Source organism: Streptomyces sp. NBC_00490, from assembly GCF_036013645.1.
In the GTDB taxonomy this organism is placed as follows: Bacteria; Actinomycetota; Actinomycetes; order Streptomycetales; family Streptomycetaceae; genus Streptomyces; species Streptomyces canus_F.
This window is the reverse complement of the sequence record NZ_CP107869.1, coordinates 6,990,929-7,017,168: the sequence shown is the minus strand read 5'-3', so window position 1 is coordinate 7,017,168 and position 26,240 is coordinate 6,990,929. Positions and strand designations below refer to the sequence as shown.

The following is a 26,240-nucleotide window of genomic DNA, read 5'->3' as shown; positions in this document are numbered from 1 at the left end:
GGATGCCCCGACCGCAGCTGGGCACGGCAGGCGCACCTCTCAACAGTAGGCCGCAGAAGGCTTCCACGGGCAACGGTCGCCGACGGTTGCCCGAATGCGCCCCGGCCACCCGTATGCATCTGGTATGCGCCGATCGGGTGGCCTTCAACCGCTGCTCCGTCCTGCTCCTCGCCCGCTGCGCGCCTACTCCTCGGTCGGAAGCGCGACTTCGGCGGCCGCCTCGGGGCCCTGTTCCAGCAGGACGTCGAAGCCGTCCTCGTTCAGGACGGGCACCTTGAGCTGCATCGCCTTGTCGTACTTCGAACCTGGATTGTCACCCACAACGACGAAAGACGTCTTCTTCGAAACAGAACCGGTCACTTTCGCACCCCGAGTTTGCAATGCCTCCTTGGCACCATCACGGGTGAAGCGGTCCAGGGTGCCGGTCACCACAACGGTGAGGCCTTCGAGGGGGCGGGGGCCCTCGTCCTCGCCGGAGCTCTCCTCCTCCAGGCGGACGCCGGCGGCCCGCCACTTGCGGAGGATCTCCTGGTGCCACTCCTCGGCGAACCACTCCTTGAGCGACTTCGCGATGATCCCGCCGACGCCGTCGGTGGCGGCCAGCTCCTGCTCCGTCGCCTGCTCGATCCGCTCGATCGAGCGGAACTCACGGGCCAGCGCCTGGGCGGCGACCGGGCCGACGTGGCGGATCGAGAGGCCGGTGAGGACACGGGCCAGGGGGCGCTCCTTGGCCGCGGCGATGTTCTCCAGCATGGCCACCGCGTTCTTCTTCGGCTCGCCCTGCTGGTTGGCGAAGACCGTGGCGATCTTCTCCTCGCCGGTCTTCGGGTCACGCTTGGGCAGACCGCTGTCCTGGTCGAGGACGTACGCCTTGATGGGGAGCAACTGCTCGATGGTGAGGTCGAAGAGGTCGCCCTCGTCGGTGAGCGGCGGATCGGAGGGCTCCAGCGGATCGGTCAGGGCCGCGGCGGCCACATACCCGAAGTGCTCGATGTCCAGCGACTTGCGGCCCGCGAGGTAGAACAGGCGCTCCCGCAACTGGGCCCGGCAGCCCTCGGCGTTGGGGCAGCGCAGATCGACGTCGCCCTCCTTCATGGGCCTGAGCGCCGTCCCGCACTCCGGGCACTCGGCCGGCATCACGAACTCGCGCTCACTGCCGTCACGCAGGTCCGCGACCGGCCCGAGGATCTCCGGGATGACGTCACCGGCCTTGCGGATCACCACGGTGTCACCGATCAGCACCCCCTTCGCCTTGACGACGTCCTGGTTGTGCAGGGTGGCGAACTCGACCTCCGAGCCCGCGACCGTGACCGGTTCGACCTGGGCGTAGGGCGTGACCCGGCCCGTACGGCCCACGCCCACACGGATGTTGATGAGCTTGGTGTTGACCTCTTCGGGCGCGTATTTGTAGGCGATCGCCCAGCGCGGCGCGCGCGAGGTGGAGCCGAGGCGTCCCTGGAGCGGGATCTCGTCCAGCTTGACGACCGCGCCGTCGATCTCGTGCGCCACCGAGTGCCGGTGCTCGCCGAAGTACGCGATGAACTCCCGTACCCCGTCGAGGTCGTCGACCACCCTGTTGTGCTCGGCGGTGGGCAGGCCCCATTCCTTGAGCAGGTCGTAGGCCTGGGACAGCCGGGTCATGCCGTCGAAGCCCTCCAGCGCGCCGATGCCGTGGACGACCATGTGCAGGGGCAGGGTCGCCGTGACCTTCGGGTCCTTCTGCCGCAGCGAACCCGAGGCGGAGTTGCGGGGGTTGGCGTACGGCTTCTCACCGGCCGCCACGCGACGGGCGTTGAGGCCCTCGAAGGCCTCCATCGGGAAGTAGACCTCGCCGCGGATCTCGACGAGGCTCGGCACCCGGTCGCCCTTCAGCCGGTGCGGGATCTCGGCGATCGTCATCACATTGGGCGTGATGTCCTCACCGATCCGCCCGGTACCCCGCGTGGCCGCGCGGGTGAGCCTGCCGTTCTCGTAGGTCAGGTTCACCGCCAGGCCGTCGATCTTGAGCTCGCACAGGAAGTGGTGGTCCGAGGTGCCGACGTCCTTGTGGACGCGCTCGGCCCACGCGGCGAGCCCCGCGTCGTCGAAGACGTTGTCGAGCGAGAGCATGCGTTCGCGGTGCTCGACCTTGGCGAGGTCGGTCTCGAACTCGACGGCGACCTTCTGCGTCGGCGAGTCCGGTGTCCGCAGCTCGCCGTACTCCTCCTCCAGCGCCTCGAGCGAGCGCAGGAGCTGGTCGAACTCCGCGTCGCTGACGACCGGAGCGTCCTGCACGTAGTACCGGAAGCGGTGCTCCTCGATCTGCTCAGCGAGCTTCGCGTGCTGCTCCCGCGCCTCGGCGGGCACCGTCGTCTCCGCTTGCTTGTCGCCGGCCACCGTGTTGTCCTCCCGTTACTCTGGGTTGTCCGCGAGGGACCTCGCCGCCTGGGCACAGTGGGCGAGAGCCGCACGCGCGTAACTCGGGGAGGCCCCCGCGAGCCCGCACGCCGGAGTGACCGTGACCGCCTCCGCGAGAAGCCCCGGATGCAGCCCCAACCTGCGCCACAGCGTCCTGACACCCATGACGCTACCGGCAGGGTCCGACAATGCCGTGTCCGTGCCGGGTACGACACCGGCGAAGAGCCGGGCGCCGTCCTCCACCGCCTCACCGATCGCGTCGTCGTCACGCTCGGTGAGAAGACCGAAGTCGAAGGAGATCGCCGCCGCACCGGCCCGGCGCAGGAGGGCGAACGGGACGTCCGGTGCGCACGAGTGGACCACGACGGGACCGTCCGCGTGAACCCCGACGACATCGCGGAGGGTCGACTCGACGACCTGCCGGTCGACGGCGCGGTGGGTGCGGTAGCCGCTGGCGGTCTTGACGTGCCCGCGGAGCACGGCCATCAGGGAGGGCTCGTCGAGCTGGAGGACGAGCTGGGCGCCGGGGATGCGGCGGTGCACTTCGGCGAGGTGCTCGCGCAGTCCCTCGGCGAGCGAAACGGCCAGGTCCCGGCAGGCTCCGGGGTCGCCCAGGGCGGATTCGCCGTTCCTCAGCTCCAGCGCGGCGGCGAGGGTCCAGGGGCCGACGGCCTGCACCTTGAGCGGGCCCTCGTAGCCCTGGGTGAACTCCTCCAGGGCGTCGAGGTCCTCATTGAGCCAGGACCGGGCGCGCTTGGTGTCCCGGCCCGGCCGGTCCCCGATCCGCCACCCGCTGGGCTCGACGCGCGCGTACACCTCGACGAGCATCCCGGCGGTCCGCCCGATCATGTCCGCGCCGGGTCCGCGCGCGGGGAGCTCGGGCAGGAACGGGAAGTCCTCGAAGGAACCGGTGGCCGTCCTGGCGGCCTCCCTGGCGTCGCCGCCGGGCAGGGAGCCCACGCCGGTGGCGGGAGCGAAAGCGAACGCGGTCATCGTCCCGGCCTCACCGTCAGGTCGTTGATCTCCGCGTCCCTGGGCAGGTCGATCGCCGTCAGGATCGTCGTGGCGACCGACTCGGGGTCGATCCACGCCGAGGGGTCGTACTCCTTGCCCTCCTGCTGGTGGACCTTGGCCTGCATGGGGCTCGCCGTGCGGCCCGGATACACGGAGGTGACGCGGACGCCGCTGCCGTGCTCCTCCGCGCGCAGGGAGTCCGCCAGGGCCTTCAGTCCGTGCTTGGAGGCGGCGTACGCCGACCACTCCGCGCTCGCCCGCAGGCCCGCGCCCGAGTTGACGAACACCACGTGCCCGCGCGCGGTGCGGAGTTGGGGCAGGAGGTGGCGGGTCAGCTCGGCCGGGGAGATCAGGTTGACGTTGAGCTGGTGACGCCAGGACTTGGGGGTCAGGTCGCCGACCGGACCGAGGTCGACCACGCCCGCGATGTGCAGCAGGGAGTCGATCCGGTCGGGGAGCGTCTGGTGGGAGAAGGCCCAGGACAGCTTGTCCGGGTCGGACAGGTCACCGACGAGTGTCCTCGACCCGGGGAACTCCGCCGCCAGCTCCTTCGCACGGCCCGCGTCGCGCGCGTGGAGCACGAGTTCGTCTCCGCGCGCGTGCAGACGGCGGGCCACCGCCGCGCCGATGCCGGAGCCCGCCCCGGTGATCACATGTGTAGCCATGCCGCCATGCTCGCATCACCCGGGGGTCACCCGATGCCCTGGCTCTCCTCCAGGTACGCCAGCGCCCCCACCGGCTCCTCCGCGAAGAACACCAGGTCGGTCAGTGGACGCGGCAGGAAGCCCTCGTCGTCCATGCGCCGGAACTGCTCCTTGAGTCCGTCGTAGAAGCCCGCGGTGTTCAGCAGGACCACCGGCTTGTCGGTGTGGCCGTGCTTCTTCAGCTCCAGGATCTCCGTCGCCTCGTCCAGCGTGCCCGTGCCGCCCACCATGATCACCACAGCGTCGGCCTTCTCCAGGAGCAGCTTCTTGCGCTCGGCGAGATCCTTCGCGATCACCATCTCGTCGACCCCGGGACGGACCTTGGCGGACAGGAACTCGACCGAGACACCGACGAGCCGGCCGCCCGACTCGTGCACCCCGTCCGCGACCACCTTCATCAGCCCGACGTCCGAACCACCCCACACCAGGGTGTGGCCGCCCTTGCCGAGCAGCTCCGCGAACTCCCGCGCGGGGCGGGTGTAGCGCTCGTCGAGATCGGCGGCGGAGAGGAAGACGCAGATGTTCATGGGCCCACGGTACGGGGCCGGTCCGACATCAGGGTGACGCGGATCTTCGACTGCCGGTACGGCAACCGCTCCCAGTCGTCCATGAAACGGGCCTTCAGGCCGTGGCGTGCGGCGATCGTGGTCAGGGTCCGCGTCCGGTAGGAGAAGTCCTCGTGCGGCAGCTGGTGTTCGCGGCCCTCGGTGCGGTTGAAGGTGAAGTCGAAGTGGCCGCCGGGCGCCAGGAGGCGCCCCACATGCGCGAGGCACTGCTCGACTACCTGCCGGGGCGAGTGCGAGAAGACGCTGTGCGCGTGGACGACGTCGAAGTGCCCCTCGGGCAGGAAGCCGAAGGTCAGGTCACCGACGAGCGTCAGGTGCGGCAGTTTGGCCTGCAGACCCTCGCGTACGAGGGTGCCCTGGGCGGCGAGCAGGATGGCCGGGGAGATGTCGATGCCGTAGTAGTGGCCGGTGTCCAGGTGGTCGATCAACAGGCGTCCCGCGCGGAGGTTCCCGCAGCCGATCTCGAGCACGTGGTGCTCCGGGCGCAGGCCGTGGGCCAGCAGATAGTCGAACTGCATCCGGCCGAGCTGTGCCCAGTGTTCGCGCGACAGGTCGTGCCCCGCCTCCGCCTCGGGGCTGCGGTCCGTGTCGTCGGCCGTCACCGCGCGGTGGTACGCGATGTGCCCGGGGTGCCGCAGGGCGTGACGGACCCGGTGGACGACGTTCTGGCGGTCTCCGGACGGATCTGCGGCTCCCATGAGGACCTCCTCGGGAAGAACTCGGGGCCGGCGCGCGCTGCATCTTCCACATACGGCTACCCCAAGGAGGCCCCACCGTGTCCCAAGGCCACCGCATCACCGTCGAGAAGGGCACCGCACACGTCCGTGTCGTCCACGGCGACCAGGTCCTCGCGGAGACCGACCGGCCCCTCGTCCTGCGCGAGACGGGCTCTCCGGTGCGCTACTACATCCCCGCCGAGGACGTACGCCTGGACCTGCTGACCCCGTCCGACACCCATACCGTCTGCCCCTTCAAGGGGACGGCCTCGTACTGGTCGCTGCCGGACGCGGCGGACCTGGTCTGGGCCTACCCCGATCCGAAGCCGGGCGTGGCCGAGATCAAGGACCACCTCTGCTTCTACGAGGTGGATGTCACCGATTAGTCCGGCGGCCGGTGGCAGTCTTCACCGGCATGGACAAGAAGATTCTTTCCCGCGACGGCACACCCCTCGCCTACGAAAGCACCGGGCAGGGCCCCGCCGTGATCCTCGTGAGCGGGGCGATGTCGACGGGCGGCACGGTGGCTCCGCTGGCCGTGCCGCTGTCGGACCGGTTCACGGTCCTCGTGTACGACCGCCGGGGCCGTGGCGAGAGCGGTGACACGGCGCCGTACGCGGTGGAGCGTGAGGTCGAGGACCTCGCCGCACTGATCGACGCGGCGGGCGGCGAGGCGTGTCTGTACGGGATCTCCTCGGGCGGCGCGCTGGTGCTCCGGGCGGCGGCGAGCGGGCTGCCGGTGCGCCGGGTCGCCGTGTACGAGACGCCGTTCGCGGACTTCTCCGAGGACGGTGCGAAGCGGCGGGCCGAGTACACCGAGAACCTGACCGTCGCCCTGGCTCAGGGCCGGCGCGGGGACGCGGTCGAGCTGTTCCTCCGGCTCGTCGAGACGCCCGACGAGATGATCCAGGGCGCCCGCCGGTCCCCCATGTGGCCCGGCATGGAGGCCGTCGCACCGAGTCTGGCCTACGACAATGCCGTCCTCGGCGACGGTCTGGTGCCCCGGGACCAGCTGGCCTCGATCACCGTCCCCGTCCTGGCGGTCGCGGGAGGTGCGAGCCCCGAGTGGCTCCAGGAGGCCACCCGGGCGGTCGCGGAGGCGGTGCCGGAGGGGTCGTACCGGAATCTGGCGGGCCAGACCCACATGGTGGACCCGGACGCCCTGGCTCCGGTGCTGGCCGACTACTTCACGCCGTAGCGCCCGACCTCGCGCGCGTGGTCGTCGCGATCGTCGCCGAGCCGACCACGCGCGTGTCGTCGTACAGCACGATCGCCTGGCCGGGGGCCACGCCGCGGACGGGCTCGGTGAACGACACCCGCAACTCGCCGTCCACCAGCTCCGCGGTCACCTGCGTCTCGCCGCCGTGCGCGCGGAGCTGGGCGGTGTAGGTGCCGGGGCCGGTGGGGGCGGTGCCGCACCAGCGGGGCTTGATCGCCGTCAGCGCGTCGACGTCCAGGGCGGCGGCCGGGCCGACCGTCACGGTGTTGTTCACCGGGGAGATGTCCAGGACGTAGCGCGGCTTGCCGTCGGCGGCCGGGGTGCCGATGCGCAGCCCCTTGCGCTGGCCGATGGTGAAGCCGTACGCGCCCTCGTGGGTGCCGATCTTCGCGCCCGACTCGTCGACGATGTCGCCCTCCGCCTTGCCGAGGCGGTTGGCCAGGAAGCCCTGGGTGTCGCCGTCGGCGATGAAGCAGATGTCGTGGGAGTCGGGCTTCTTGGCGACCGCGAGGCCGCGGCGCTCGGCCTCCGCGCGGATCTCGTCCTTCGTCGTGACCGTGTCGCCGAGCGGGAAGAGCGCGTGGGCGAGCTGCTTCTCGTCGAGGACGCCGAGGACGTACGACTGGTCCTTCGCCATGTCGGAGGCGCGGTGCAGCTCGCGCGAGCCGTCCTGACGGACGATCACCTGGGCGTAGTGGCCCGTGCAGACCGCGTCGAAGCCCAGCGCGAGCGCCTTGTCGAGCAGGGCGGCGAACTTGATCTTCTCGTTGCAGCGCAGGCACGGGTTCGGGGTGCGCCCCGCCTCGTACTCGGCGACGAAGTCCTCGACCACGTCCTCGCGGAAGCGGTCGGCGAGGTCCCAGACGTAGAACGGGATGCCGATGACGTCCGCGGCGCGGCGGGCGTCGCGGGAGTCCTCGATGGTGCAACAGCCACGCGCGCCCGTGCGGAACGATTGGGGATTCGCCGAGAGGGCGAGGTGGACACCGGTCACGTCATGGCCGGCTTCCGCGGCACGGGCGGCGGCGACGGCGGAGTCCACGCCGCCGGACATGGCGGCGAGGACGCGGAGGGGGCGCTGCGTGGAGTGAGTCATAACTCCTCCAGGGTACGGGGGCGCGGGAACCGGAGCCCACGAGTATCCGTTGACGATCACATGGGGGCGAGCGAGGCATCCAAGGACGGCGACCGGCGGATCGGGCGCCGCGCCCTGCTGATCGGCGGGGCGGCCGCCGCGGTGGGCACCGGTGTGCTGGCCCGGGACGAGCTGGCGCGCCTGTGGTGGCGCACGCCCGGCGTGGAGAAGCCGCGCAAGGCGGGCGAGGTCGACTACACCGGAGCACGCTGGGTCGCGGCCTCGGACGCCAACTGGCGGCGCGCGGACCGGCCCGACGACTACGGCATAGACATGGTGGTCGTCCATGTCACCCAGGGCAGCTTCGACAGCGCGGTGAAGGCCTTCCAGGACCCGGACCACCAGGCGGCCGCGCACTACATAGTCGGCAAGAACGGCCGGGTCACCCAGATGATCCGCGAGCTGGACGTGGCGTACCACGCGGGCAACCGCGACTACAACGAGCGCAGTGTCGGCATCGAGCACGAGGGTTTCGTGGACCGGCCCGAGGACTTCACGGACGAGATGTACGAGGCCTCGGCCCGGCTGACGGCCCGGATCTGCGCGCGCTACGACATACCCGTGGACCGCGAGCACATCATCGGGCACGTGGAGGTGCCGGGGACGGACCACACCGACCCGGGTGAACACTGGGACTGGGACCGGTACATGAAGCTCGTGCGCCAGGCCTCAGTGAAGGCGTGACACAGGTCACACCTCCGGCTCCCTAGGTCAGCCCCGCCGCCCGGGCGCGTTCCACCGCCGGGCCGATCGCCTTGGCGACCGCCTCCACGTCGGCCTCGGTGGAGGTGTGGCCGAGGGAGAAGCGGAGGGTGCCGCGGGCGAGGTCCGGGTCGGTTCCGGTGGCGAGGAGCACGTGACTGGGCTGGGCGACGCCGGCGGTGCAGGCGGAGCCGGTGGAGCACTCGATGCCCTGGGCGTCCAGCAGCAGGAGCAGGGAGTCGCCCTCGCACCCGGGGAAGGTGAAGTGGGCGTTGGCCGGAAGCCGGCCCCCCGGGGAAGGGTCGCCGCCGAGGATCGCGTCCGGGACCGCCGTACGGACCGCTTCGACCAGGTCGTCGCGCAGGGCGCCGATCTCCCGGGCGAACCACTCGCGCTGCTCGGCGGCGAGCCGGCCCGCGACCGCGAAGGAGGCGACGGCGGGGACGTCGAGGGTGCCGGAGCGGACGTGGCGCTCCTGGCCGCCGCCGTGCAGGACGGGTACGGGGGTGTACTCACGGCCGAGGAGGAGCGCTCCGATGCCGTACGGGCCGCCGATCTTGTGACCGGAGACGGTCATCGCGGCGAGGCCGGAGGCGGCGAAGTCGACGGGGACCTGACCGTAGGCCTGGACGGCGTCCGCGTGCAGCGGGATGTCGAACTCCCCTGCTACGTCCGCCAGTTCACGGACCGGCATGATCGTGCCGATCTCGTTGTTGGCCCACATCACGGTGGCGAGGGCGACGTCGTCGGGGTTGCGCTCGACGGCCTCGCGCAGGGCGTCGGGGTGGACGCGGCCGTACGCGTCGACGGGGAGGTACTCGACCGTGGCGCCCTCGTGTTCGCCGAGCCAGTGCACGGCGTCGAGGACGGCGTGGTGCTCGACGGGGCTGGCCAGGACCCGGGTGCGGGCCGGGTCGGCGTCGCGGCGGGACCAGTACAGGCCCTTGACCGCGAGGTTGTCGGCTTCGGTGCCGCCGGAGGTGAGGACGACCTCGCTGGGGCGGGCGCCCAGTGCTTCGGCGAGGGTCTCGCGGGCCTCCTCGACGGTGCGCCTCGCGCGGCGGCCGGATGCGTGGAGGGAGGAGGCGTTGCCGGTGACGGCCAGCTGTGCGCTGAGTGCCTCGACTGCCTCGGGAAGCATCGGAGTCGTCGCGGCGTGGTCGAGGTAAGCCATGGTGACCCGATTCTACGGGCCCTGCGGAGAGGACTCGGTGCGAGGGTTGACGCTAGAAGCTCCAGGACACCGTGCTGTCCATCTGCATGAACGCCACCAGCACCAGGAGGTCGGCGACGCCCAGGCCCAGACCCAGGAAGGCGCGGCCGCGGCGGGCGGTGCCGCGCCACAGGGCGGCCGAGGCCAGGGCGATGGCGATCGGGCCGAGGAAGACGTTCAGGACGAGGAGGCCGACGAGGCCGAGGATGAAGGCGGCCACGGCCATGCCGTCGGCGTCGCGGACCGGAGTGTCGCGAACCGGGGTGCGGTCGGTGGTCGGTGCGGTGAGCTGCATGGTGATCAGTTCCCTGGGTGCGTGATGTCGGGTGGGCCGGCGGGTCAGCGGGTCGAGGCGTGGCGGCGGGAGTGCCGCTCGCGGAGCGCGAAGATGCCGAGCCAGGCGGCGATCACGGTCGCGGCGACGGCGGTGAAGGTGAACGGCGCGTGGGCGACGGTGCCCAGGACGGCGCCGAAGAGCAGAAGTGCGGCGACGAGGAACAGCATGGGATGGATCCCCCTCCGAGATGCTTGCGTGGTGCTTCTCGTTACGTGTCGGTGAACAGTTGTAGTAACACTTGTTCACTGAGTTCCCAGTCTAGCGCTGCCTACGACTTCTCAATTCCAGAGAACAGTTGTTTACTGGAGACATGAGTCACACCCTCGGCATCCGGCAGGTCCAGAAGCAGAAGACCCGACAGGCGCTCCTCGACGCCGCGTTGGGGCTGCTGGAGGAGCAGAGCCTGAGCAGTCTGGGCCTGCGCGAGGTCACGCGGGCCATCGGCGTCGCGCCGACCGCCTTCTACCGGCACTTCCGCTCCACCGCCGACCTCGGCGTGGCCCTCGTCGAGGAGGCGCTGGGCAGCCTGCATCCGCTGATCCGCACGACGGTCACCTCGGCCGAGAGCGCCGAGGAACGCATCGTCCGCGCCGTCGAGTTGATCGCCCACCACGTGGCCACGCACCCCGCCCACGTCCGCTTCATCGCCCGTGAGCGGCACGGCGGCGTCCAGCCCGTGCGGGAGGCCATCCGGGGCCAACTGGCCCGGTTCGCCCAGGAGGTGAAGGACGAGCTCGCCAAGGACGTGGAGTCCGAGGGCTGGAGCGACGACGACCTGCTGATGCTGGCGAACCTCTACGTCGACCAGATGCTCATCACCGCCTCGCTGTTCCTGGAGGCACTGGAGGGCTCGGAGCAGGAGCGGGAGCGGGTCCGGCAGGTCGCCACCAGCCAGATGCGGCTCATCAGCATCGGCCGGGACCACTGGCGCGGCTGAGCCGCGCCGAGCGCAACGCCCAGGGGCGGCACCCCCGTTCACCGGGAGTGCCGCCCCTGTCGTACGACGTGACAGGTCAGCTCTTCGTGGCCGACGCCGTCGCCTGCTGGGTCGGGGCACCGCTCGGCGCCGCACCGCCGCCGCCGGGACCACCGCAGCCGCCCTGGCCGCCGCCGGGACCGCCACCCTGACCGCCCCCACCGGGGCCGCCGCTGGGCATGCCGGAGGGCGCGCCGGACGGCCGGTCCGTGCCGTTGGCGGTGGGTGCGCCCGACGGGGCGCCGCTCGGCATGCCCGACGGGTTGCCACTCGGCGCACCGGACCGACACGACTGCTGCCCGGAGTTGCCGCTGTTCGAGGAGGACGAGGAGTCGCCCGAGCCGCAGGCCACCAGGGCGAGGGGCGAGAGCGCGAGCAGGGCCACCGCGGGAATGAGACGCGCACGCTGCATGAGAAACAACTCCAAGAAGGATGAGGGAGTCCTGAGGGCTGGAACTCAATCAACGCGGCTTAGGGCTTCCTTGAGTGATCACTGTCCCCCGCCTGTGCGCAAGGCAAAGCCCCTCTAAAGAACCCCGTCTGAACTGCGATTTTCTTCGAGTCCGCCGTCTACTCGCTGGTACAGACCCGTGACAGAGGCGGCCGCCCGGAACAGTTCCTCGCGCACCTCGGGCGGGGAGAGCACCTCGACCCGGTCGGAGAACTGGAGCAGTTGGCGGGCCTCGCCGAGCTCGCCGTACGACATCCGGACCGTCACCCACTCCCCCGCACCGCCGTCCTCGCCGTCGTCCGCGGGGAGTTCGGCCAGCCAGGGGCCGTTGAGCCGCAGGAACAGGTCGAGGCGGTCGCGCCGGACCCGCACGACGACGTCGATGCCGCCCGGCCGCTTCTCGACCTCGCGGCGCAACACCTCCCACACGTCGGCGAGTTCGACACCCGGGCGGCGTTTCACCGGGTCGTCGAGCACGGTCGCCGCCCGCACCCGGTCGGCGCGGAACAGCCGCGGACTCCCCCGCCGGTCGGCGACGAGGTACCAGACGCCGGCCTTGGAGACGAGACCGTACGGGTCGACGGTGTACGTCCTCGGTTCCCGCTGCCCGCTGTGCCGGTAGCGCAGCCGGAGCCGGCGGTCGGCGAAGACCGCGTCCTGGAGCACGTCCAGGTCGACGGCGGCCCGCGGTCCGCCCTTCCAGCGCGTGGCGTCGACAAGGATGCGCCGGGCGGTCGCCTCGGCGGCGGGCCGATGGGGTGCGGGCAGCGCCGCCATCACCTTGCGCAGCGCCGAGCCGAGCGCCGCGTCCAGACCGAGCGCGGCGTGCGCGCCCTGGGCGGCCAGGATGAACAGGGCGCGGGACTCGTCGGCGGTCAGCCCGGTGACATCCGTACGGAATCCCGCGAGCAGCTCGATGCCGCCGTGCCGCCCGCGTTCGGCGTAGACGGGGACGCCCGAGGCGGACAGGGCCTCGATGTCCCGGTAGATGGTGCGTACGGACACCTCGAGGCGTTCCGCGAGTTCGTGCGCGGGGACACGGCCGCGGGTCTGCAGGAGCAGCAGGATCGACAGGAGGCGGTCGGATTTCACCCCACCAGGATCCCTCCCGCGCGGAAGGCACCCACCAGGAGCGGCCTGGAGCGGCGGCGGATCAGCCGAGCCGGACGCGGGCCAGCTGGCGGGACTGGGCGACCAGGCGGTCCGTGCTGTCCCAGACCTCGGCGTCCTCCTCCAGGAAGCCGCCGGCGAGGTTGCGGGTGGTGATCGAGACGCGGAGGGGGCCGGGCGCGGGGCGGCAGCGGACGTGGACCGTCAGCTCGACCGTCGGGACCCAGCCCTTGAGGCCGATCTCGAAGGCGGTGGGCGGCAGCGCGTCCACCGCGAGGAGCAGCGAGAAGGGGTCGGCGTCGCGACCGTCGGCGAGGCCGAACCAGGCCCGCATCTCGCCCTTGCCGGACGGCGCGCCGAGGGCCCAGCCCAGGGTCGACGGGTCCAGCTTGAGCATCAGCCGGTCGGTGATGGCGGAGCTGCCGTCGACCGGGGCCGGCCCGTCCTCGGGACCGAAGCACTGGTCCATGGGCGGGAAGGCGGGCGGCTTCGCCGTCGTACGGACGTCGTCGGGCAGCGAGTCCAGGTCGCCGTAGGAGGCGAGGACGCGGATGCGTTCGATCTCGTTGCCCTGCTCGTCGTACTGGAAGAGCGAGGCCTGGCCGGTGGACAGGGTGCGGCCGGTGCGGACGACGTCCGTGCGGACGACCGCGGGGCCGGGCTGGGAGGCGGTCAGGTAGTGCGCGGAGATCGTGAACGGGTCGGCGTGCGGCAGGGCGTCCGCGAGGGCGCGGCCGAGGACGGCCAGAAGGTAGCCGCCGTTGACGGCGCTGATGATCGTCCAGCCGGCGGAGAGGTCGATGTCGTAGACGCCGGGCTCGCGAAGGGTGAGCGCGGTGTCGCGGTCGAACTCGCTGTCGCCGATCGTGGCCTGCGTGGCGGTAGCTGCTTCTGGCATGGCTGAACGGTACAACAACCAATTACTAAGCGGTAGCTTTGGTCTCGGTCGGGCCAGGGTGAGAGCGGGGCAATTTCCTGGTAAGTGTCCGCACTCGTCCGTAAACCCGAGGCCTCGCCGCCCCCTCTGTAGGGGCATGAGCCTCACCGGGACCACGTTCCTCTCCACACTGATCGTGCTGTCCGTCGTCGCCGTCCTCCTTCCGCTCCTCCTGTGGTCCCGGCTGCGCGGGCCCCGCGCCCTGCGCGCCGCGGGCCGTCTGCTGATGGTCGTGTTCGCCCAGGGGACCGCCGTCGCCCTCGTCTTCGTCCTGGTCAACAACCAGAACAACCTGTACGACGACTGGGCCGACCTGCTCGGCACCGGCGACCACGTCCAGCAGGCCGCGGACCTCGGCGCCGACGGCACCGGCGGTATCGCGTTGAAACGGCTCCCGAAGATCCGGCAGCACTTCACCGACGCCTCCGGTCCCGGGATGCGGTCAGTCCGGGAGACCCAGCTCACGGGCCGGGTGTCGGGTGTGAACGCCGAGGTCTACGTCTGGCTGCCGCCGCAGTACGGCCGACCCGCCTACCGGCACCACAGGTTCCCCGTCGTCGAGCTGCTGTCGGGCTACCCGGGCTCGGCGAAGGCCTGGTTCGGATCGCTGCACGCGGCGGACCAGCTGCGGCCCCTGATGCGTGACGGCCGGGTGGCGCCGTTCATCATGGTCGCCCCGCGCATGAACCTGCTGGCGGGGGTGGACACCGGGTGCGCCAACATCACGGGCACCGTGAACGCCGACACCTGGCTCAGCGTCGACGTGCCGAAGATGGTCACGGACAACTTCCGCGCCCAGGCCGGTCCGGCGGGCTGGGCGGTGGCCGGATACTCGGCGGGCGGGCACTGCGCGACGAAGCTCGCCGTCGCACACCCCGACCGCTACCGGGCCGCGGTGAGCATGTCCGGCTACAACGACCCGATCGGCGAACCCGACTCGCTGGCCGCCGAGACACCCGCACTGCGCCGCGCCAACAACCCCTACGTGCTGCTGCGCGCCGCCCGCACCCCGCCCGCGGTCGCGCTCTACCAGTCCGGCCAGCCCGGCGACGGCTACGAGGCGGCCACCGGCCTCGCACGGATCGCGAAGGCGCCGACGACCGTGCACGCCGTCTACGTCCCGAAGAGTGCGGGCGGCCACAACATGGCGCTGTGGCGGCCGCAGGTGATCCCGGCGTTCCGCTGGCTGACCGAGGAGATGGGACTGCTGCACGGCCGGGCGGCAGCTACTCCTCGCGCACGGTCGAGCGCCGGTTCCAGGCCCGCGGAGCTCGCCAGTGGAACCGCATCGCCAGCAGCCGCAGCACGAAGGCCGTGAGCGCCGCGAGCCCGCTGGTGAACGAGGTGAGGGCGTCGTAGCGGATGCACAGGGCGACCATGGTGGCGCCGACGATCGCCGGGACCGCGTACAGGTCGCGGTCCCAGCGCAGCAGCGAGGGCACCTCGTTGGCGAGCACGTCCCTGAGGACACCGCCGCCGACAGCGGTGGCGAGACCGAGGGTCACCGACTGGGTGAGGCCGAGCCCGTACTCGTACGCCTTGGTCGTCCCGGCGACGCAGAACAGGCCGAGACCGGCCGCGTCGAAGACGTTCACGCCGACCTGGATGCGCTCCACATGCGGGTGCAGGAAGAAAACCAGCAGGGCGGCGAGCAGCGGGGTGACGAAGTACCCCAGGTCCGTGAAGGCGGCGGGCGGTACCGCGCCGATGATCAGGTCCCGGAACAGTCCACCGCCCAGCGCCGTGACCTCGGCGAGGACGGCGATGCCGAAGACGTCGAAGTTCTTGCGGACGGCCAGCAGCGCGCCGGAGATCGCGAAGACGAAGATGCCGATCAGATCGAGCGTGTGCTGGACGGAGGGGCTGAACAGGTTCTGGAACACCCTCATATTCTCACCCAGCAGTGAGCCCCCGCCTTACAAATGAAGGCGGGGGCTCGCTGACAGGGCTTACTTCTCCTTGGAAGGAGCCTCAGGCTCTTCGGAAGGAGCTTCCGGCTCTGCCGTCTCCTCGGCGGTGAGCTCGGCGACCTCCGCCGCCACCGCCGCCGACGTCTCCGCCGACTCCGCGAGCACCTCGTCCGCGACCAGCTCGGCCGCCTCCCTGGCGACCGTCAGCAGGACGGTGTCCTGCGGGGCCTGGTCCTCGAAGTTCTCCGGGTGGTGGCAGGCGACCTGCTGACCGGGCTTGAGCTCGACGAGCTTCGGCTCGGTCGTCTTGCAGATCTCCGTCGCCTTCCAGCACCGGGTGTGGAACCGGCAGCCGCTGGGCGGGGAGATCGGCGAGGGCACGTCGCCCTTGAGCAGGATGCGCTCGCTCTTGGCGTTCTTGCGCCGCGGGTCCGGGATCGGCACCGCCGACATGAGCGCCTTGGTGTACGGGTGCATAGGCGCCCGGTAGAGCGACTCGCGGTCCGCCAGCTCGACGATCTTGCCGAGGTACATCACCGCGATCCGGTCCGAGACGTGCCGGACGACCGAGAGGTCGTGCGCGATGATCACGTACGTCAGACCGAGCTCCTGCTGGAGGTCGTCCAGCAGGTTCACGACCTGGGCCTGGATCGACACGTCCAGCGCGGAGACCGGCTCGTCGGCCACCACGAGCTTCGGGTTGAGCGCGAGCGCGCGGGCGATGCCGATGCGCTGACGCTGACCGCCGGAGAACTCGTGCGGGTAGCGGTTGTAGTGCTCGGGGTTGAGACCGACCACCGACAGCAGCCGCTGGACCTCCGCCTTGATGCCGCCCTCGGGCGTGACGCCCTGGAGCTTGAAGGGGGCGCCGATGATCGTGCCGATGGTGTGGCGCGGGTTCAGCGACGAGTACGGGTCCTGGAAGATCATCTGCACATCGCGGCGCAGCGGACGCATCCCGCTCACCCCGAGGTGGGTGATGTCCTTGCCCTCGAACTCGACCGTGCCGGCGGTCGGTTCGAGCAGCCGGGTGATCAGCCGGCCCATCGTCGACTTGCCGCAGCCCGACTCGCCCACGACACCGAGCGTCTCGCCGGACTTGACCTCGAAGTCGATGCCGTCGACCGCGCGCACCGCGCCGACCTGCCGCTGGAGCAGGCCCTTCTTGATCGGGAAGTGTTTCTGGAGCCCGGTCACCTTCAGCAGGGTCTCGCCAGGGGCGGCGTCGCCCTTGGTGATCACCGTGCCATCGCTCTGCGCAGGGATGCTCACTTTGTCCTCGCTCACAGCTTCGGCGCAATCTCTTCGATCCAGATACGCTCCCGCTGCTCCTGCGACATGTGGCAGGCGGCCCAGTGCTGGCTGCCCACCTCCGACAGCTCGGGGCGGACCGTGCGGGTGACGTCGTCCTTCGGGATGTCCGCGTACGGGCAGCGCGGGTTGAAGGCGCAGCCGGACGGGATGTTGATCAGCGAGGGCGGGGAGCCCTTCACCGGGATCAGGCGCTCCTGCTGGTCGCGGTCCAGGCGCGGCATCGAGCCGAGCAGACCCCAGGTGTAGGGGTGGCGGGGCTCGTAGAACACCTTCTCCGCCGGACCGCGCTCGACGCACCGGCCGCCGTACATCACCAGGATGTCGTCGGCGAGCTCGGCGACGACGCCCAGGTCGTGCGTGATGATGATGACCGCGGAGCCGAACTCCTTCTGCAGATCCCGGATCAGGTCGAGGATCTGCGCCTGGACGGTCACGTCCAGGGCGGTCGTCGGCTCGTCCGCGATGAGCAGTTCGGGGTTGTTGACCAGCGACATCGCGATCATCGCGCGCTGGCGCATACCGCCGGAGAACTCGTGCGGGTAGCTGTCCACCCGCTTGTCCGGCTGCGGGATGCCGACCCGGTCGAGCATCTCCACGGCACGGCGCTTGGCGGTCTTCTTGTCGACCTTGTGGTGGATGCGGTACGCCTCCACGATCTGCTGGCCGATCGTGTAGTACGGGTGCAGCGCGGACAGCGGGTCCTGGAAGATCATCGCCATGTCCCGGCCGCGCAGCTTGCGCACGTGGTCGGGGTCGGCGGTGAGCAGCTCGGTGCCGTCCAGCCAGATCTCGCCGGAGATCTGCGCCTTGCGCTTGCCGTACTGGCCGGCGGTGTGCAGGCCCATGATGCCGAGCGAGGTCACCGACTTGCCGGAGCCGGACTCGCCCACGATGCCGAGGGTCTTGCCCTTCTCCAGCTGGAAGGTGAGCCCGTCGACGGACTTGACCAGACCGTCGTCGGTCGGGAAGTGCACCTTCAGGTCGCGCACTTCCAGGAACGCGGTCGGCGCGGGCGAAGCGGGGGTGGGCTCGCCCACGGCCGCTCCGCTCTTGCTGAGTTCGGTCATGCGAGCCTCACTCGGGGGTCGATCACGGCGTACATGACGTCCACCACGAGGTTGGCGATCAGCACGGCTACGGAGGTGATCAGGGTGACGCCCAGGATGATGGGCAGGTCCTGGTTCTTGATGCCGTTCAGCACCGCCTGGCCGAGGCCGGGGAGGCTGAACGTGGTCTCGGTCAGGATCGCGCCGCCGATGAGGGCGCCGAGGTCCATACCGAGCATGGTGAGGATGGGCGTCATCGTGGAGCGCATGGCGTGCTTGCCGATGACGACCTGTTCCTTGAGGCCCTTGGCGCGCGCGGTTCTGATGTAGTCCTCGCCGAGGATCTCCAGCATGGTGGCGCGGGTGATCCGGGCGTACATCGCGGCGTAGAGGAAGGCCAGGGTGATCCAGGGCAGGATCATGCCGCCGAACCAGCCGGTGAAGCTCTCCTCGAGGGGAACGTACTCGCCCTCGATCCAGCCCAGGCTGTAGGAGAAGATCGCCAGGCTCAGCAGACCGGTGAAGTAGATCGGGAGGGAGACACCCGCGAGGGCGACGACCATCGCACCGCGGTCCCAGAGGCTGCCCCGCTTGAGCGCGGAGAGCACACCCGCCGAGACGCCGAGGATCAGCCACAGTACGGCGGCACCGAGCGCGAGCCCCAGGGTCACCGGGAAGCGGTCGGTCAGCACCGGCCAGACGGCCTGCTCGCTGCGGAAGGAGTAGCCGAAGCACGGCGCGGAGCAGTGGATGACGTCGCCGCCACCCGCATAGGTGCGGCCCGCGAAGATGCCCTTGAAGAACTCCCAGACCTGAGCGTAGATCGGGTCGCCCAGTCCCAGCTTCTGCCGCACGCCCTCGACAGCGGCGGGGTCGGCCTGCTTGCCCACGAAGCTCAGGGCGACGTCGACACCCGCCCACTTGGGGACGAGGAAGAAGATGCCGAAGACCACCATGATGATGACCACGAGCATCACTGCGGCGGCAAACAGCCGCCTGATGAGGTAAGCGAGCACAGCTCTCGGCCCGCCGCGGATCGCGGGCCACCGGAGGTCTTCCGGTGGCCCGCGATCACACGTCGCCGGCCTTCACCTGCCTTTCGTGCCGTTCGGCGGGTGTGCCGGGATTACTTCGAGGACTTCAGACCGAGGTTGACGAAGTCGTACATGCCGCTGTAGTTGTCCGACGTGTAGACGTTGGCCAGGCGGTCACCGCGCCAGTTCACGAACTTCTCGAAGACGAACGGCAGGTAGTAGCCACCGTCCATCACCGCGTGGTTGATGTCCTTGGCGAGCTGCAGCTTCTCCGAGTCACCCTGCGTCTTGACGTAGGTGTCGAAGAGTCCGTTGATCTTCTTGTCGTCGATCATCGCGAAGTTGTTGTTACCGCTCTCCAGGATGTACTTGCCATCCCACAGCGGCAGACCGAAGCCCTGGACGGACGGGAAGTCCGCGCCCCAGCCCATGATGATGATGCCGAAGCCCTTCTTCTTCACGTTCGAGGGGCTGCCGATGATGCCGGAGGTCTGCGAGCCGTCGTACTGCTCGATGTCGACGGAGATGCCGACCTTCTTCAGCGAGGCCTGGAGGGACTCGGCGGTGGCCACCTCGACCGGCTTGTTGTTACGCACCGCGATGGTGGTCTTGAAGCCGCTCGGCTTGCCGCAGGCCTTCAGCTCTTCCTTGGCCTTGGCGACGTTGCCGTTCTTGTTGGCACCGGCGAGCTCGTACGGGTCGTAGGACTGGCCCTCGGAACCCGGAACGGTCGGCGGGAGCATGTTGGTGCCGATGTCACCACCGGCGACCGGGCCACCGCGCGCGGTCTGCAGCGAGACGTGGTCGGCGCCGTAGATCACGGCCTTGCGGCAGTGGATGTTGTCGAACGGCTTCACCGTCTGCGGGAAGACCGCGTAGCGGATGTAGCCGGAGACCGGGTTGTCCAGGTTGGCCTTGTGCTCCTGGAGGGCGCTGGTGCGGCCCTGCGGGGACAGACCGGTCTGGTTGATGTCCAGGTCGTAGTCACCGGCGAGCAGACGGGCGTCCAGGTCGTTGGCGTTCGAGAAGAACTTGACCGAGATCTTGTCCGGGTACGCCTTGCGGATCGGGTCCGAGGCCTGGTCCCACTTGTCGTTGCGGACCAGGACCAGGTCCTTGCCCGGGCTGTACGACTGGAACTTGTACGGGCCGGAGGAGAACGGCTTCAGACCGTACTTGGACTTGGTGTCCTTGTCCTGGCGGACCGGGGAGGCCGAGACCAGGGCGAGGATCTCCTGGAAGTCGGCGTTGGCCGCGGGCAGCTTGAAGACGATGGTCTTGTCGTCCGGCGTCTCTATCGCCTTCAGACCGAGCTTGTCCTTGGAGGTGTCCTTGTAGGGACCCTTGTACTCGCCCTTGGGGTCGAGGACGTCCTTCAGGTAGACCGGACCGCCGGACAGCACGTCCTGCGCCCAGACGCGCTCGATGCCGTACTTCACGTCCTTGGACGTGATCGGCTTGCCGTCCTCCCACGTGATGCCGTCACGCAGGGTGTACGTGTAGGTCTTGCCGTCGTCGGAGACCTTGGCCAGACCGTTGGCGAGGTCCGGCGTGAGCTCGGTGCCCTTCTCGCCCGGCGCCGCGGCACCCGTCACGAGCTGACGGCTGTAGTAGCGCGCGAAGTTCCACATGAAGCCGTAGTAGCCACGCGTGGTGTCCCACGAGTCGGCGTCCTGGGCACCGGCGAACTTCAGCTCGCCGCCCTTCTTGGCCAGCGAGGCCTGGGCGACCTTGTTGTTCGCGGCGTTGAAGCCGGCCGCGCCCTTGGAGCTGTTGTTGCCGTCGCCGTCATCACCGCCGCCGCCGCACGCCGCCGTGGTCAGCAGCGCGGCGACCGCGGCGACAGCGGCAAACGCCTGCTTCCGCCGCCCTGAGGTGCGTTGGGTAGTCACGATCTCGGATCCTCCGGATTTGATGAGAGACCCCGTGTTGGTGCCACGGGACGCTTTGTGTACGGCAGTTCAGCGGGAACCCTTCGGGTCCAGCGCGTCACGCACGCCGTCGCCGAAGAGGTTGAAGGCCAGAACGGTGATGAAGATCGCTACACCCGGGACCACCATGTACGTGGGGTCCGACTTGTAGTAGTCGATCGCGTTCGAGAGCATCTGCCCCCAGGAGGCCGTGGGCGGCTTGACGCCCACGCCCAGGAAGCTGAGCGCCGCCTCGGTGAGGATGTTGGTGGGGATCATCATCGTCGTGTAGACGATGATCGGCGCGACCAGGTTGGGCAGCAGCTCCTTGAACAGGATGTAGAACCGCCCGGCGCCGAGCGAACGGGCCGCCTCGACGTATTCGCGCTCGCGCAGCGAGAGCGTCTGGCCGCGCACCACGCGTCCGATGTAGGGCCAGCCGAAGAAGCCGATGACCAGGATCATCACGAACAGGCGCACGTCGGTGCCGGTCAGTCCCAGCATCTCGTTCGGCATGACGGAGACCAGCGCGATGATGAAGAGCAGCTGCGGGAAGGCCAGCAGCCCGTCCATGACGCGGCTGATGGCCGAGTCGACCCAGCCTCCGAAGAACCCGGCCAGGATGCCCAGGATCGTGCCGATGACGACGGCGACGATCGCGGACAGGAAGCCGACGAGCAGGGAGATGCGGGCGCCGTAGAGGACCCGGGCGAAGATGTCCCGGCCGTTGACCGGCTCGACGCCCAGCCAGTGGTCGCCGCTGATGCCGCCGAAGGACCCCTTGGGGGTGCCGAACAGCGGGTCGATCAGGTCTTTGTCGTTGTACGTGTTCGGGTCCTGCCCGTACAGGTTGGTGATCACCGGCGCGAGCAGTGCGACGACGATGAGGAAGAGCACGACAATGCCGCCCGCGAGCGCCAGTTTGTCCCGCTTCAGGCGCTCCCAGGCGATCCGTCCCAGGGAACGCCCCTGTACGGCCTTGGCGTCGGCGCTGATAACCGCCGCTTCTTCGGCCGCGCTCGGGGCCGCTTCCGCGGTCGGCTCGTGCAGTGGTGCCGTCATCTGGCAGGGGCCCCTCTCAACCGGCGGTAGCCGGCCTTCACTTGCCGCTGTGGCGGCGTGATCAGTCCGTCGTACACAGGGGCGAACCCACCCCTGCTGCGGGAGTCTTCAACGCTTTGGCGATCTGTTGCCAGACTTGGCGGTGAAAGGATGCATAAACGTGATGCGGCTAGGAGGGTTCCGTTATCCGGACGCCGGGTAACGGCCGCCGGACGGGGACCAGTTGGGACAATGAGGGCCTCATAGGCGTTATCTGCCCTCATCTACGCGCGCAGATGCACTTCCGTAACAGTAGAGCCTGTGACCGTCTGGATCAGTAGCCGCCGGGCGCCGGAGGGTAGCCGTACCCCGCCGCCGGGGCCTGGGCCGGAGCCGCCGCGTGCGCCTCGCGGTCGTAGAAGGGGCGGGCGCTCGCGCGCATCCACATCGCGACCGGGTCGTACTCGTCGGACATGGCGACGGTCGACACCGGCAGCCCGTCCGGGACCGCGCCGATGGACTGCTGCATCATCGCCCGCACCGAGTCCACGGCGGGCGGGCTGGTGTCGTACACGTCCAGCCCGATGGCGAGGTACGGCGCCCCGAGCGCGGGCTGCACCCAGGCGCGGCGCAGCGAGCGGACGGCCGGGGTGCGGTGGGCGTTCTGCGCGATCAGGCCGTAGAACTGCGGAATCTCGATCCCGGGCTCCGACAGCCGCAGCGGGCCGGCGGGCTGGCGCTCCAGACCGGTGGCGATCCGGCGCAGGTCGAGCCAGGGGATGCCGACGCCGCCGCCGGGGGCGTGCGGGTTGAGCCAGAGGCCGAAGTGGTCGGGGTAGAGGGTGCGGGCGACGTCGACGCCGTCGACGACCTCGTAGGAGCGGTTCCACCCGCTGGCGCTCAGCTCCTGGGCGGAGGTGACGCACGGGGCGTATCCGTACCCGCCCACCTCCATGTTTCCGTACTGGGCGTCCGGCGAGCCCGACTGGCCGTGCCAGAGGAGCATCCAGATCTGACCGGAGGAGGGGGTGGCGAGGGCGCGGAGGAGTGCCTCGTAGGCGTCGTATCGCCCCGGCGTCACCTGGCGCAGCATGTGCTCGACCTGGCCGGTCGCGGCGGTGCCGCTCGCGCTCACCTTCTACCGCCCCTTCGGGAAAGTTGCGTGTGTCTGCCGACAGCTTAAGCGGTGGGAGCTCGGGGCTTGCGGTGGTCTGTCGGCTGCGGGTGTGTGGGGGTTGATCGCGCCCACGCGGCGGAGCCGCAAATCGACACAGCCTCGCGCCCCTGAGGTCGGTGCCCCTGGCGGCGTTTACAAGCTCCCTTGGTAGAACGGACGTACTTTCTCTCGCATCCAGTGGCCGACCGGGTCATCCGCTACGTCCAGCAGGACCAGGTTCACCGGCCACTGCACCGGGGTTCGGGTCAGGGCGCGGCCCAGGGCGTCCATGGGGAGGGTACGCAGGTCGCCCTCCCATTGGGAGAGTTCGACTCCCACGAACATCACGGGGTCGGCCGTCTCGATCGAGGCCAGGCAGCGGCGGGCCGTGCGGACCACGCCGGTCGCGGCGAACTCGGCGGAGGCGGTGGCGAGGAAGTCGACCGGGTCCTCCTGCCAGTCGGGCTCGTAGAGCTTGACGCGGCCGCCGGTGTTGGGGCCGTCCAGCGGGGTGCGGCCGACGCGGCAGAGCTCGGCGACGGCGGGCGGCGGGAGCGGGACGCCGACCACACCGTCCGGGTTCACGGCGATCCCGATGTGCGGGGGCAGACCGCGCGCGAACTCCACCGCGGGCGCGATGGTGTACGCCATGTGCCCGCCCGCGACGTGCCGGAACTGCTCCTCGGAGCTGAAGACCGGGACGTAGGCCTGGCCCTCGATCTCCATGCTGGGCAGGTCGAGCGGGCCGCTGTGCGGGCCGCCGCCGTTCGGCAGCGGGACCCAGACGAAGCTGCGGCCCAGGACCTCGATGATCCGGCCGCCGGCCGCGGGCATGCCGAGGGAGGCCGAGAGCACCTCCTCCAGCTCGTTGCCGGGCCATCCGCCGCCGTGCGGATGGGGGTGTGCCTGTGCCGGGAATGCCATCTGTCCGTCCGCCTGCCGAGTGCTGCCGCTTGTGGCCTGTCTGTGGCTGAAAAGGCTAGCGGGTGTGGAGGCGGCTGAGATCAGCCCGTGAAACCGACCCGGCGCAGGGTGTCCGCCGCGTCCCGGTCGAGCAGCACCGCCGAGCCGACGCCCTGCGGCAGGTCGCCCTTGGCCACGGAGCGGATCAGCCGGTCGGCCGCGGTGCGGTGCCGCAGGAAGGCGTACCTCGAGACGCCGCGGCCGCGCTCGCGCTGGCCGGCCAGGGCGGTGTCCGGGGTGACGTCGAGCAGCAGCAGATGCAGGGTGCCGCCACGGCGGCGGGCCTCGCGGGCCAGCCAGCCGCGCACCCAGGACTGGGTGCCGCAGTCGTGCACGACGACACCCTTGCCGGAGCGCAGGGCGCGGAACAGACCGAGGTAGTGGGCGGCGCGGACGAGGGGGCGGTAGACCGCGTACGGCAGGAAGCGCGGCGCCCGGTCGTCCCAGCGGTCGCGGGTGTCCTGGGAGTCGATGCGGACGCCCTTGACCGTCCGCCGCATCAGGGTGGACTTGCCGCTGCCGGGCAGGCCGGTGATCACGACCAGGTCGTCCGGGGCGAAGAGCAGGGCGTGCGGGCTGTGGCCGGCGCGGTCGCGCAGGTCGCGGACGACCGGTCGCGCCGCGCACGTCTCCCGGGCCGGAGCGGCCGGCTGTGCGGGCAGCGCGACGGCCGACGTGGTGGCGTACGCAGTGGGCCTGTTCACCGTGATCGTCCTCCCCTGGGGCGGGTCACGAGTTACCCTCCCCGTCGAGTGTAAAGAGAAGGTAATCCGCGGCGCCTCCTGTTTCCGTCCGTTTCTCGCAACAGGCCTGCTACAGGGTGCGGCGAGTGACGGTTGAGGCTGTGCGGCCCCTGTGGGAGCCACCCCTGCCCCGCCGGACGGATGCGTGCAATGATGTCCGCGCCAACTGCATACCGGCCGTTTGAATCCGCGCGGGAGAGTTCCGGGCCGTACGTCCTCGTACGAGTGCCCGGGCGCCGAAGGAGCAAGTCCCTCCCTTGAATCTCTCAGGCCCCGTTACCGCGCGGGCGAGGCACATCTGAAAAGCGAGCCGCCCTCCGGCGGCTCCACCCAAGGTGCAAGTCATGTCCCCAGGGGTCATGGCGAACCTCTCAGGTTCCGATGACAGATGGGGAGGAACGACCTCGCCGTCATGCCTTGGGAGACAACCGTCCGATGAGCAATGAACCCCGCCTTACCGCGCTCGATGCCCTGCATCGCTCGCTCGGCGCGACGATGACCGACTTCGCCGGCTGGGACATGCCCCTGCGCTACGGCTCCGAGCGCGACGAGCACAACGCCGTACGCACGAAGGCCGGGCTCTTCGACCTCTCGCACATGGGCGAGATCACGGTCACCGGCCCGCAGGCGGCCGCCCTCCTGAACTACGCCCTGGTCGGCAACATCGCCTCCGTCGGCGTGGGCCGCGCCCGCTACACCATGATCTGCCGCGAGGACGGCGGCATCCTCGACGACCTCATCGTCTACCGGCTCGAAGAGACCGAGTACATGGTGGTCGCCAACGCCTCCAACGCCCAGGTCGTCCTGGACGCACTCGTGGAGCGTGCGGCCGGCTTCGACGCCGAGGTGCGGGACGACCGGGACGCGTACGCGCTGCTCGCCGTCCAGGGACCGCAGTCGCCGGGGATCCTCGCCTCGCTCACCGACGCCGACCTCGACGGACTGAAGTACTACGCCGGGCTGCCCGGCACGGTCGCCGGCGTCCCGGCGCTGATCGCCCGCACCGGTTACACGGGCGAGGACGGCTTCGAGCTGTTCGTGAAGCCCGAGCACGCGGTCGAGCTGTGGCAGGCCCTGACCAAGGCGGGCGAGGGCGTCGGCCTGGTCCCCTGCGGTCTGTCCTGCCGGGACACGCTCCGCCTGGAGGCGGGCATGCCGCTGTACGGGCATGAGCTCTCCACGGAGCTGACCCCCTTCGACGCGGGCCTCGGTCGGGTCGTGAAGTTCGAGAAGGAGGGCGACTTCGTGGGCCGCGCGGCCCTGCGCGAGGCCGCCGAGCACGCCGACCACGAGCCGCCGCGCGTCCTCGTCGGCCTGATCGCCGAGGGCCGCCGGGTCCCCCGCGCCGGGTACGCCGTGGTCGCGGACGGCCAGGTGATCGGCGAGGTCACCTCCGGCGCCCCCTCGCCCACGCTGGGCAAGCCGATCGCGATGGCGTACGTCGACGCCATGCACGCCGCGCCGGGCACCGGAGTCGGTGTGGACATCCGGGGCAGCCATGAGCCCTACGAGGTCGTGGCTCTGCCGTTCTATAAGCGCCAGAAGTAGACACTGGACGCGAGGTCCCGCGCGCTCGCGTGACCCTGCGCACATTTCCGCTGCTCACGCACGTTCCCAGTAGCCCCCCATCCACCAGCACTCCCCCG

General features: G+C 70.1%; 27 protein-coding genes and 2 riboswitches. Of the genes, 6 read left to right on the top strand and 21 right to left on the bottom strand.

The genetic code is table 11. The features are described 5' to 3' along the window. Positions 1–183: 183 nt before the first annotated feature. From ligA to OG381_RS32205, 5 genes are read right to left on the bottom strand one after another with little or no spacing between them, the layout of a single operon-like run. Positions 184–2,376: an NAD-dependent DNA ligase LigA gene (gene ligA / locus OG381_RS32225; RefSeq protein WP_327719538.1), complete on the bottom strand. Its 2,193-nt coding sequence runs from the start codon at positions 2,374–2,376 to the stop codon at positions 184–186. 15 nt (positions 2,377–2,391) lie between these two features. Beyond that, the gene (locus OG381_RS32220) at positions 2,392–3,390 is read right to left on the bottom strand and encodes a methionine synthase (protein ID WP_327719537.1); all 999 of its coding nucleotides are present in this window, start codon (positions 3,388–3,390) and stop codon (positions 2,392–2,394) included. Then, complete coding sequence (locus OG381_RS32215; protein WP_327719536.1) at positions 3,387–4,076, bottom strand: SDR family oxidoreductase; 690 nt, start codon at positions 4,074–4,076, stop codon at positions 3,387–3,389. The genes OG381_RS32220 and OG381_RS32215 overlap by 4 nt, the downstream gene beginning before the upstream one ends. A gap of 26 nt (positions 4,077–4,102) precedes the next feature. Then, on the bottom strand, positions 4,103–4,642 hold the full coding sequence (locus tag OG381_RS32210; RefSeq protein WP_327719535.1) for a TIGR00730 family Rossman fold protein: 540 nt from the start codon (positions 4,640–4,642) through the stop codon (positions 4,103–4,105). After that, on the bottom strand, positions 4,639–5,379 hold the full coding sequence (locus tag OG381_RS32205) for a class I SAM-dependent methyltransferase (protein ID WP_327719534.1): 741 nt from the start codon (positions 5,377–5,379) through the stop codon (positions 4,639–4,641). Before OG381_RS32205 ends, OG381_RS32210 begins: the two co-directional genes overlap by 4 nt. 77 nt (positions 5,380–5,456) lie before the next feature. Between OG381_RS32205 and OG381_RS32200 the strand changes: the two genes are divergently transcribed. Beyond that, the gene (locus OG381_RS32200; protein ID WP_327719533.1) at positions 5,457–5,783 is read left to right on the top strand and encodes a DUF427 domain-containing protein; all 327 of its coding nucleotides are present in this window, start codon (positions 5,457–5,459) and stop codon (positions 5,781–5,783) included. A gap of 29 nt (positions 5,784–5,812) precedes the next feature. Continuing rightward, positions 5,813–6,595 carry an alpha/beta fold hydrolase gene (locus OG381_RS32195; protein WP_327722610.1) on the top strand — a complete coding sequence of 261 codons (783 nt, stop codon included), beginning with the start codon at positions 5,813–5,815 and terminating at the stop codon, positions 6,593–6,595. On the opposite strand, the gene mnmA is transcribed toward OG381_RS32195, so the two are convergent. Further along, complete coding sequence (mnmA, locus tag OG381_RS32190) at positions 6,585–7,712, bottom strand: tRNA 2-thiouridine(34) synthase MnmA (protein WP_327719532.1); 1,128 nt, start codon at positions 7,710–7,712, stop codon at positions 6,585–6,587. The two genes, OG381_RS32195 and mnmA, sit on opposite strands and share 11 nt — an antisense overlap. Before the next feature lie 60 nt (positions 7,713–7,772). Between mnmA and OG381_RS32185 the strand changes: the two genes are divergently transcribed. Beyond that, positions 7,773–8,435 (top strand): N-acetylmuramoyl-L-alanine amidase, encoded by a 663-nt coding sequence (locus tag OG381_RS32185; protein ID WP_327719531.1) that lies wholly within the window; start codon positions 7,773–7,775, stop codon positions 8,433–8,435. 22 nt (positions 8,436–8,457) lie between these two features. Here OG381_RS32185 and OG381_RS32180 read toward each other — a convergent pair whose 3' ends face one another. The 3 genes from OG381_RS32180 to OG381_RS32170 are packed head-to-tail and all read right to left on the bottom strand — an operon-like array spanning position 8,458 to position 10,170. Next, positions 8,458–9,627 carry a cysteine desulfurase family protein gene (locus tag OG381_RS32180; RefSeq protein WP_327719530.1) on the bottom strand — a complete coding sequence of 390 codons (1,170 nt, stop codon included), beginning with the start codon at positions 9,625–9,627 and terminating at the stop codon, positions 8,458–8,460. Positions 9,628–9,679: 52 nt separating this feature from the next. Beyond that, entirely contained in the window at positions 9,680–9,961 is a 282-nt protein-coding gene (locus OG381_RS32175) for a DUF4190 domain-containing protein (protein WP_327719529.1), read from the bottom strand. A 44-nt stretch (positions 9,962–10,005) separates the two neighbouring features. Further along, positions 10,006–10,170 carry a hypothetical protein gene (locus OG381_RS32170; RefSeq protein WP_327719528.1) on the bottom strand — a complete coding sequence of 55 codons (165 nt, stop codon included), beginning with the start codon at positions 10,168–10,170 and terminating at the stop codon, positions 10,006–10,008. 143 nt (positions 10,171–10,313) lie between these two features. On the opposite strand from OG381_RS32170, the gene OG381_RS32165 reads away from it, so the two are divergent. After that, complete coding sequence (locus OG381_RS32165; RefSeq protein ID WP_327719527.1) at positions 10,314–10,940, top strand: TetR family transcriptional regulator; 627 nt, start codon at positions 10,314–10,316, stop codon at positions 10,938–10,940. A gap of 76 nt (positions 10,941–11,016) precedes the next feature. Here the strand turns inward: OG381_RS32165 and OG381_RS32160 are convergent, their stop codons facing one another. The 3 genes from OG381_RS32160 to OG381_RS32150 form a co-directional block, all read right to left on the bottom strand. After that, positions 11,017–11,391, bottom strand: coding sequence for a PT domain-containing protein (locus tag OG381_RS32160; RefSeq protein WP_327719526.1), 375 nt, complete (start codon positions 11,389–11,391; stop codon positions 11,017–11,019). A 114-nt stretch (positions 11,392–11,505) separates the two neighbouring features. Continuing rightward, complete coding sequence (locus tag OG381_RS32155) at positions 11,506–12,522, bottom strand: helix-turn-helix transcriptional regulator (protein WP_327719525.1); 1,017 nt, start codon at positions 12,520–12,522, stop codon at positions 11,506–11,508. Between the two features lie 61 nt (positions 12,523–12,583). Further along, a complete protein-coding gene (locus tag OG381_RS32150) occupies positions 12,584–13,438 on the bottom strand; it encodes a thioesterase family protein (protein WP_327719524.1) in 855 nt (284 codons plus the stop codon). A gap of 136 nt (positions 13,439–13,574) precedes the next feature. On the opposite strand from OG381_RS32150, the gene OG381_RS32145 reads away from it, so the two are divergent. After that, on the top strand, positions 13,575–14,795 hold the full coding sequence (locus OG381_RS32145; protein ID WP_327719523.1) for an alpha/beta hydrolase: 1,221 nt from the start codon (positions 13,575–13,577) through the stop codon (positions 14,793–14,795). Here OG381_RS32145 and OG381_RS32140 read toward each other — a convergent pair. The 9 genes from OG381_RS32140 to OG381_RS32100 form a co-directional block, all read right to left on the bottom strand. After that, positions 14,704–15,360 carry a trimeric intracellular cation channel family protein gene (locus OG381_RS32140; RefSeq protein ID WP_046261652.1) on the bottom strand — a complete coding sequence of 219 codons (657 nt, stop codon included), beginning with the start codon at positions 15,358–15,360 and terminating at the stop codon, positions 14,704–14,706. The two genes, OG381_RS32145 and OG381_RS32140, sit on opposite strands and share 92 nt — an antisense overlap. Positions 15,361–15,426: 66 nt before the next feature. Continuing rightward, positions 15,427–16,659 carry an ABC transporter ATP-binding protein gene (locus tag OG381_RS32135; protein WP_327719522.1) on the bottom strand — a complete coding sequence of 411 codons (1,233 nt, stop codon included), beginning with the start codon at positions 16,657–16,659 and terminating at the stop codon, positions 15,427–15,429. Positions 16,660–16,670: 11 nt separating this feature from the next. Next, the gene (locus tag OG381_RS32130; protein ID WP_307025594.1) at positions 16,671–17,768 is read right to left on the bottom strand and encodes an ABC transporter ATP-binding protein; all 1,098 of its coding nucleotides are present in this window, start codon (positions 17,766–17,768) and stop codon (positions 16,671–16,673) included. Next, positions 17,765–18,763 carry an ABC transporter permease gene (locus OG381_RS32125; RefSeq protein WP_327719521.1) on the bottom strand — a complete coding sequence of 333 codons (999 nt, stop codon included), beginning with the start codon at positions 18,761–18,763 and terminating at the stop codon, positions 17,765–17,767. The genes OG381_RS32130 and OG381_RS32125 overlap by 4 nt, the downstream gene beginning before the upstream one ends. A gap of 110 nt (positions 18,764–18,873) precedes the next feature. Further along, complete coding sequence (locus tag OG381_RS32120; RefSeq protein WP_327719520.1) at positions 18,874–20,673, bottom strand: ABC transporter substrate-binding protein; 1,800 nt, start codon at positions 20,671–20,673, stop codon at positions 18,874–18,876. Positions 20,674–20,742: 69 nt separating this feature from the next. Next, entirely contained in the window at positions 20,743–21,753 is a 1,011-nt protein-coding gene (locus tag OG381_RS32115) for an ABC transporter permease (RefSeq protein WP_327719519.1), read from the bottom strand. Between the two features lie 313 nt (positions 21,754–22,066). Further along, positions 22,067–22,867, bottom strand: a complete 801-nt coding sequence (locus tag OG381_RS32110) for an enhanced serine sensitivity protein SseB C-terminal domain-containing protein (RefSeq protein ID WP_266821720.1) — start codon at positions 22,865–22,867, stop codon at positions 22,067–22,069. Between the two features lie 174 nt (positions 22,868–23,041). Beyond that, positions 23,042–23,812 carry an enhanced serine sensitivity protein SseB gene (locus tag OG381_RS32105; RefSeq protein ID WP_327719518.1) on the bottom strand — a complete coding sequence of 257 codons (771 nt, stop codon included), beginning with the start codon at positions 23,810–23,812 and terminating at the stop codon, positions 23,042–23,044. Between the two features lie 80 nt (positions 23,813–23,892). After that, positions 23,893–24,555 (bottom strand): AAA family ATPase, encoded by a 663-nt coding sequence (locus tag OG381_RS32100; protein WP_327719517.1) that lies wholly within the window; start codon positions 24,553–24,555, stop codon positions 23,893–23,895. A 221-nt stretch (positions 24,556–24,776) separates the two neighbouring features. Then, positions 24,777–24,886: riboswitch (glycine riboswitch) on the top strand. Further along, positions 24,887–24,992, top strand: a riboswitch (glycine riboswitch). Between the two features lie 37 nt (positions 24,993–25,029). Here OG381_RS32100 and gcvT point away from each other — a divergent pair. Beyond that, positions 25,030–26,142 (top strand): glycine cleavage system aminomethyltransferase GcvT, encoded by a 1,113-nt coding sequence (gene gcvT, locus OG381_RS32095; protein ID WP_327719516.1) that lies wholly within the window; start codon positions 25,030–25,032, stop codon positions 26,140–26,142. Positions 26,143–26,240 lie beyond the last annotated feature (98 nt).

What these genes read in the sequence shown, in the direction of transcription:
- OG381_RS32220 (WP_327719537.1), bottom strand. Translation starts at nt 3,390, where the DNA reads ATGACCGCGTTCGCTTTCGCTCCCGCCACCGGCGTGGGCTCCCTGCCC.
- OG381_RS32170 (WP_327719528.1), bottom strand. Translation starts at nt 10,170, where the DNA reads ATGCTGTTCCTCGTCGCCGCACTTCTGCTCTTCGGCGCCGTCCTGGGC.
- OG381_RS32185 (WP_327719531.1), top strand. Translation starts at nt 7,773, where the DNA reads ATGGGGGCGAGCGAGGCATCCAAGGACGGCGACCGGCGGATCGGGCGC.
- OG381_RS32210 (WP_327719535.1), bottom strand. Translation starts at nt 4,642, where the DNA reads ATGAACATCTGCGTCTTCCTCTCCGCCGCCGATCTCGACGAGCGCTAC.
- OG381_RS32180 (WP_327719530.1), bottom strand. Translation starts at nt 9,627, where the DNA reads ATGGCTTACCTCGACCACGCCGCGACGACTCCGATGCTTCCCGAGGCA.
- OG381_RS32150 (WP_327719524.1), bottom strand. Translation starts at nt 13,438, where the DNA reads ATGCCAGAAGCAGCTACCGCCACGCAGGCCACGATCGGCGACAGCGAG.
- OG381_RS32165 (WP_327719527.1), top strand. Translation starts at nt 10,314, where the DNA reads ATGAGTCACACCCTCGGCATCCGGCAGGTCCAGAAGCAGAAGACCCGA.
- OG381_RS32145 (WP_327719523.1), top strand. Translation starts at nt 13,575, where the DNA reads ATGAGCCTCACCGGGACCACGTTCCTCTCCACACTGATCGTGCTGTCC.
- OG381_RS32215 (WP_327719536.1), bottom strand. Translation starts at nt 4,076, where the DNA reads ATGGCTACACATGTGATCACCGGGGCGGGCTCCGGCATCGGCGCGGCG.
- OG381_RS32105 (WP_327719518.1), bottom strand. Translation starts at nt 23,812, where the DNA reads ATGGCATTCCCGGCACAGGCACACCCCCATCCGCACGGCGGCGGATGG.
- OG381_RS32195 (WP_327722610.1), top strand. Translation starts at nt 5,813, where the DNA reads ATGGACAAGAAGATTCTTTCCCGCGACGGCACACCCCTCGCCTACGAA.
- OG381_RS32160 (WP_327719526.1), bottom strand. Translation starts at nt 11,391, where the DNA reads ATGCAGCGTGCGCGTCTCATTCCCGCGGTGGCCCTGCTCGCGCTCTCG.
- OG381_RS32175 (WP_327719529.1), bottom strand. Translation starts at nt 9,961, where the DNA reads ATGCAGCTCACCGCACCGACCACCGACCGCACCCCGGTTCGCGACACT.
- OG381_RS32205 (WP_327719534.1), bottom strand. Translation starts at nt 5,379, where the DNA reads ATGGGAGCCGCAGATCCGTCCGGAGACCGCCAGAACGTCGTCCACCGG.
- OG381_RS32115 (WP_327719519.1), bottom strand. Translation starts at nt 21,753, where the DNA reads ATGACGGCACCACTGCACGAGCCGACCGCGGAAGCGGCCCCGAGCGCG.
- gcvT (WP_327719516.1), top strand. Translation starts at nt 25,030, where the DNA reads ATGAGCAATGAACCCCGCCTTACCGCGCTCGATGCCCTGCATCGCTCG.
- mnmA (WP_327719532.1), bottom strand. Translation starts at nt 7,712, where the DNA reads ATGACTCACTCCACGCAGCGCCCCCTCCGCGTCCTCGCCGCCATGTCC.
- OG381_RS32130 (WP_307025594.1), bottom strand. Translation starts at nt 17,768, where the DNA reads ATGACCGAACTCAGCAAGAGCGGAGCGGCCGTGGGCGAGCCCACCCCC.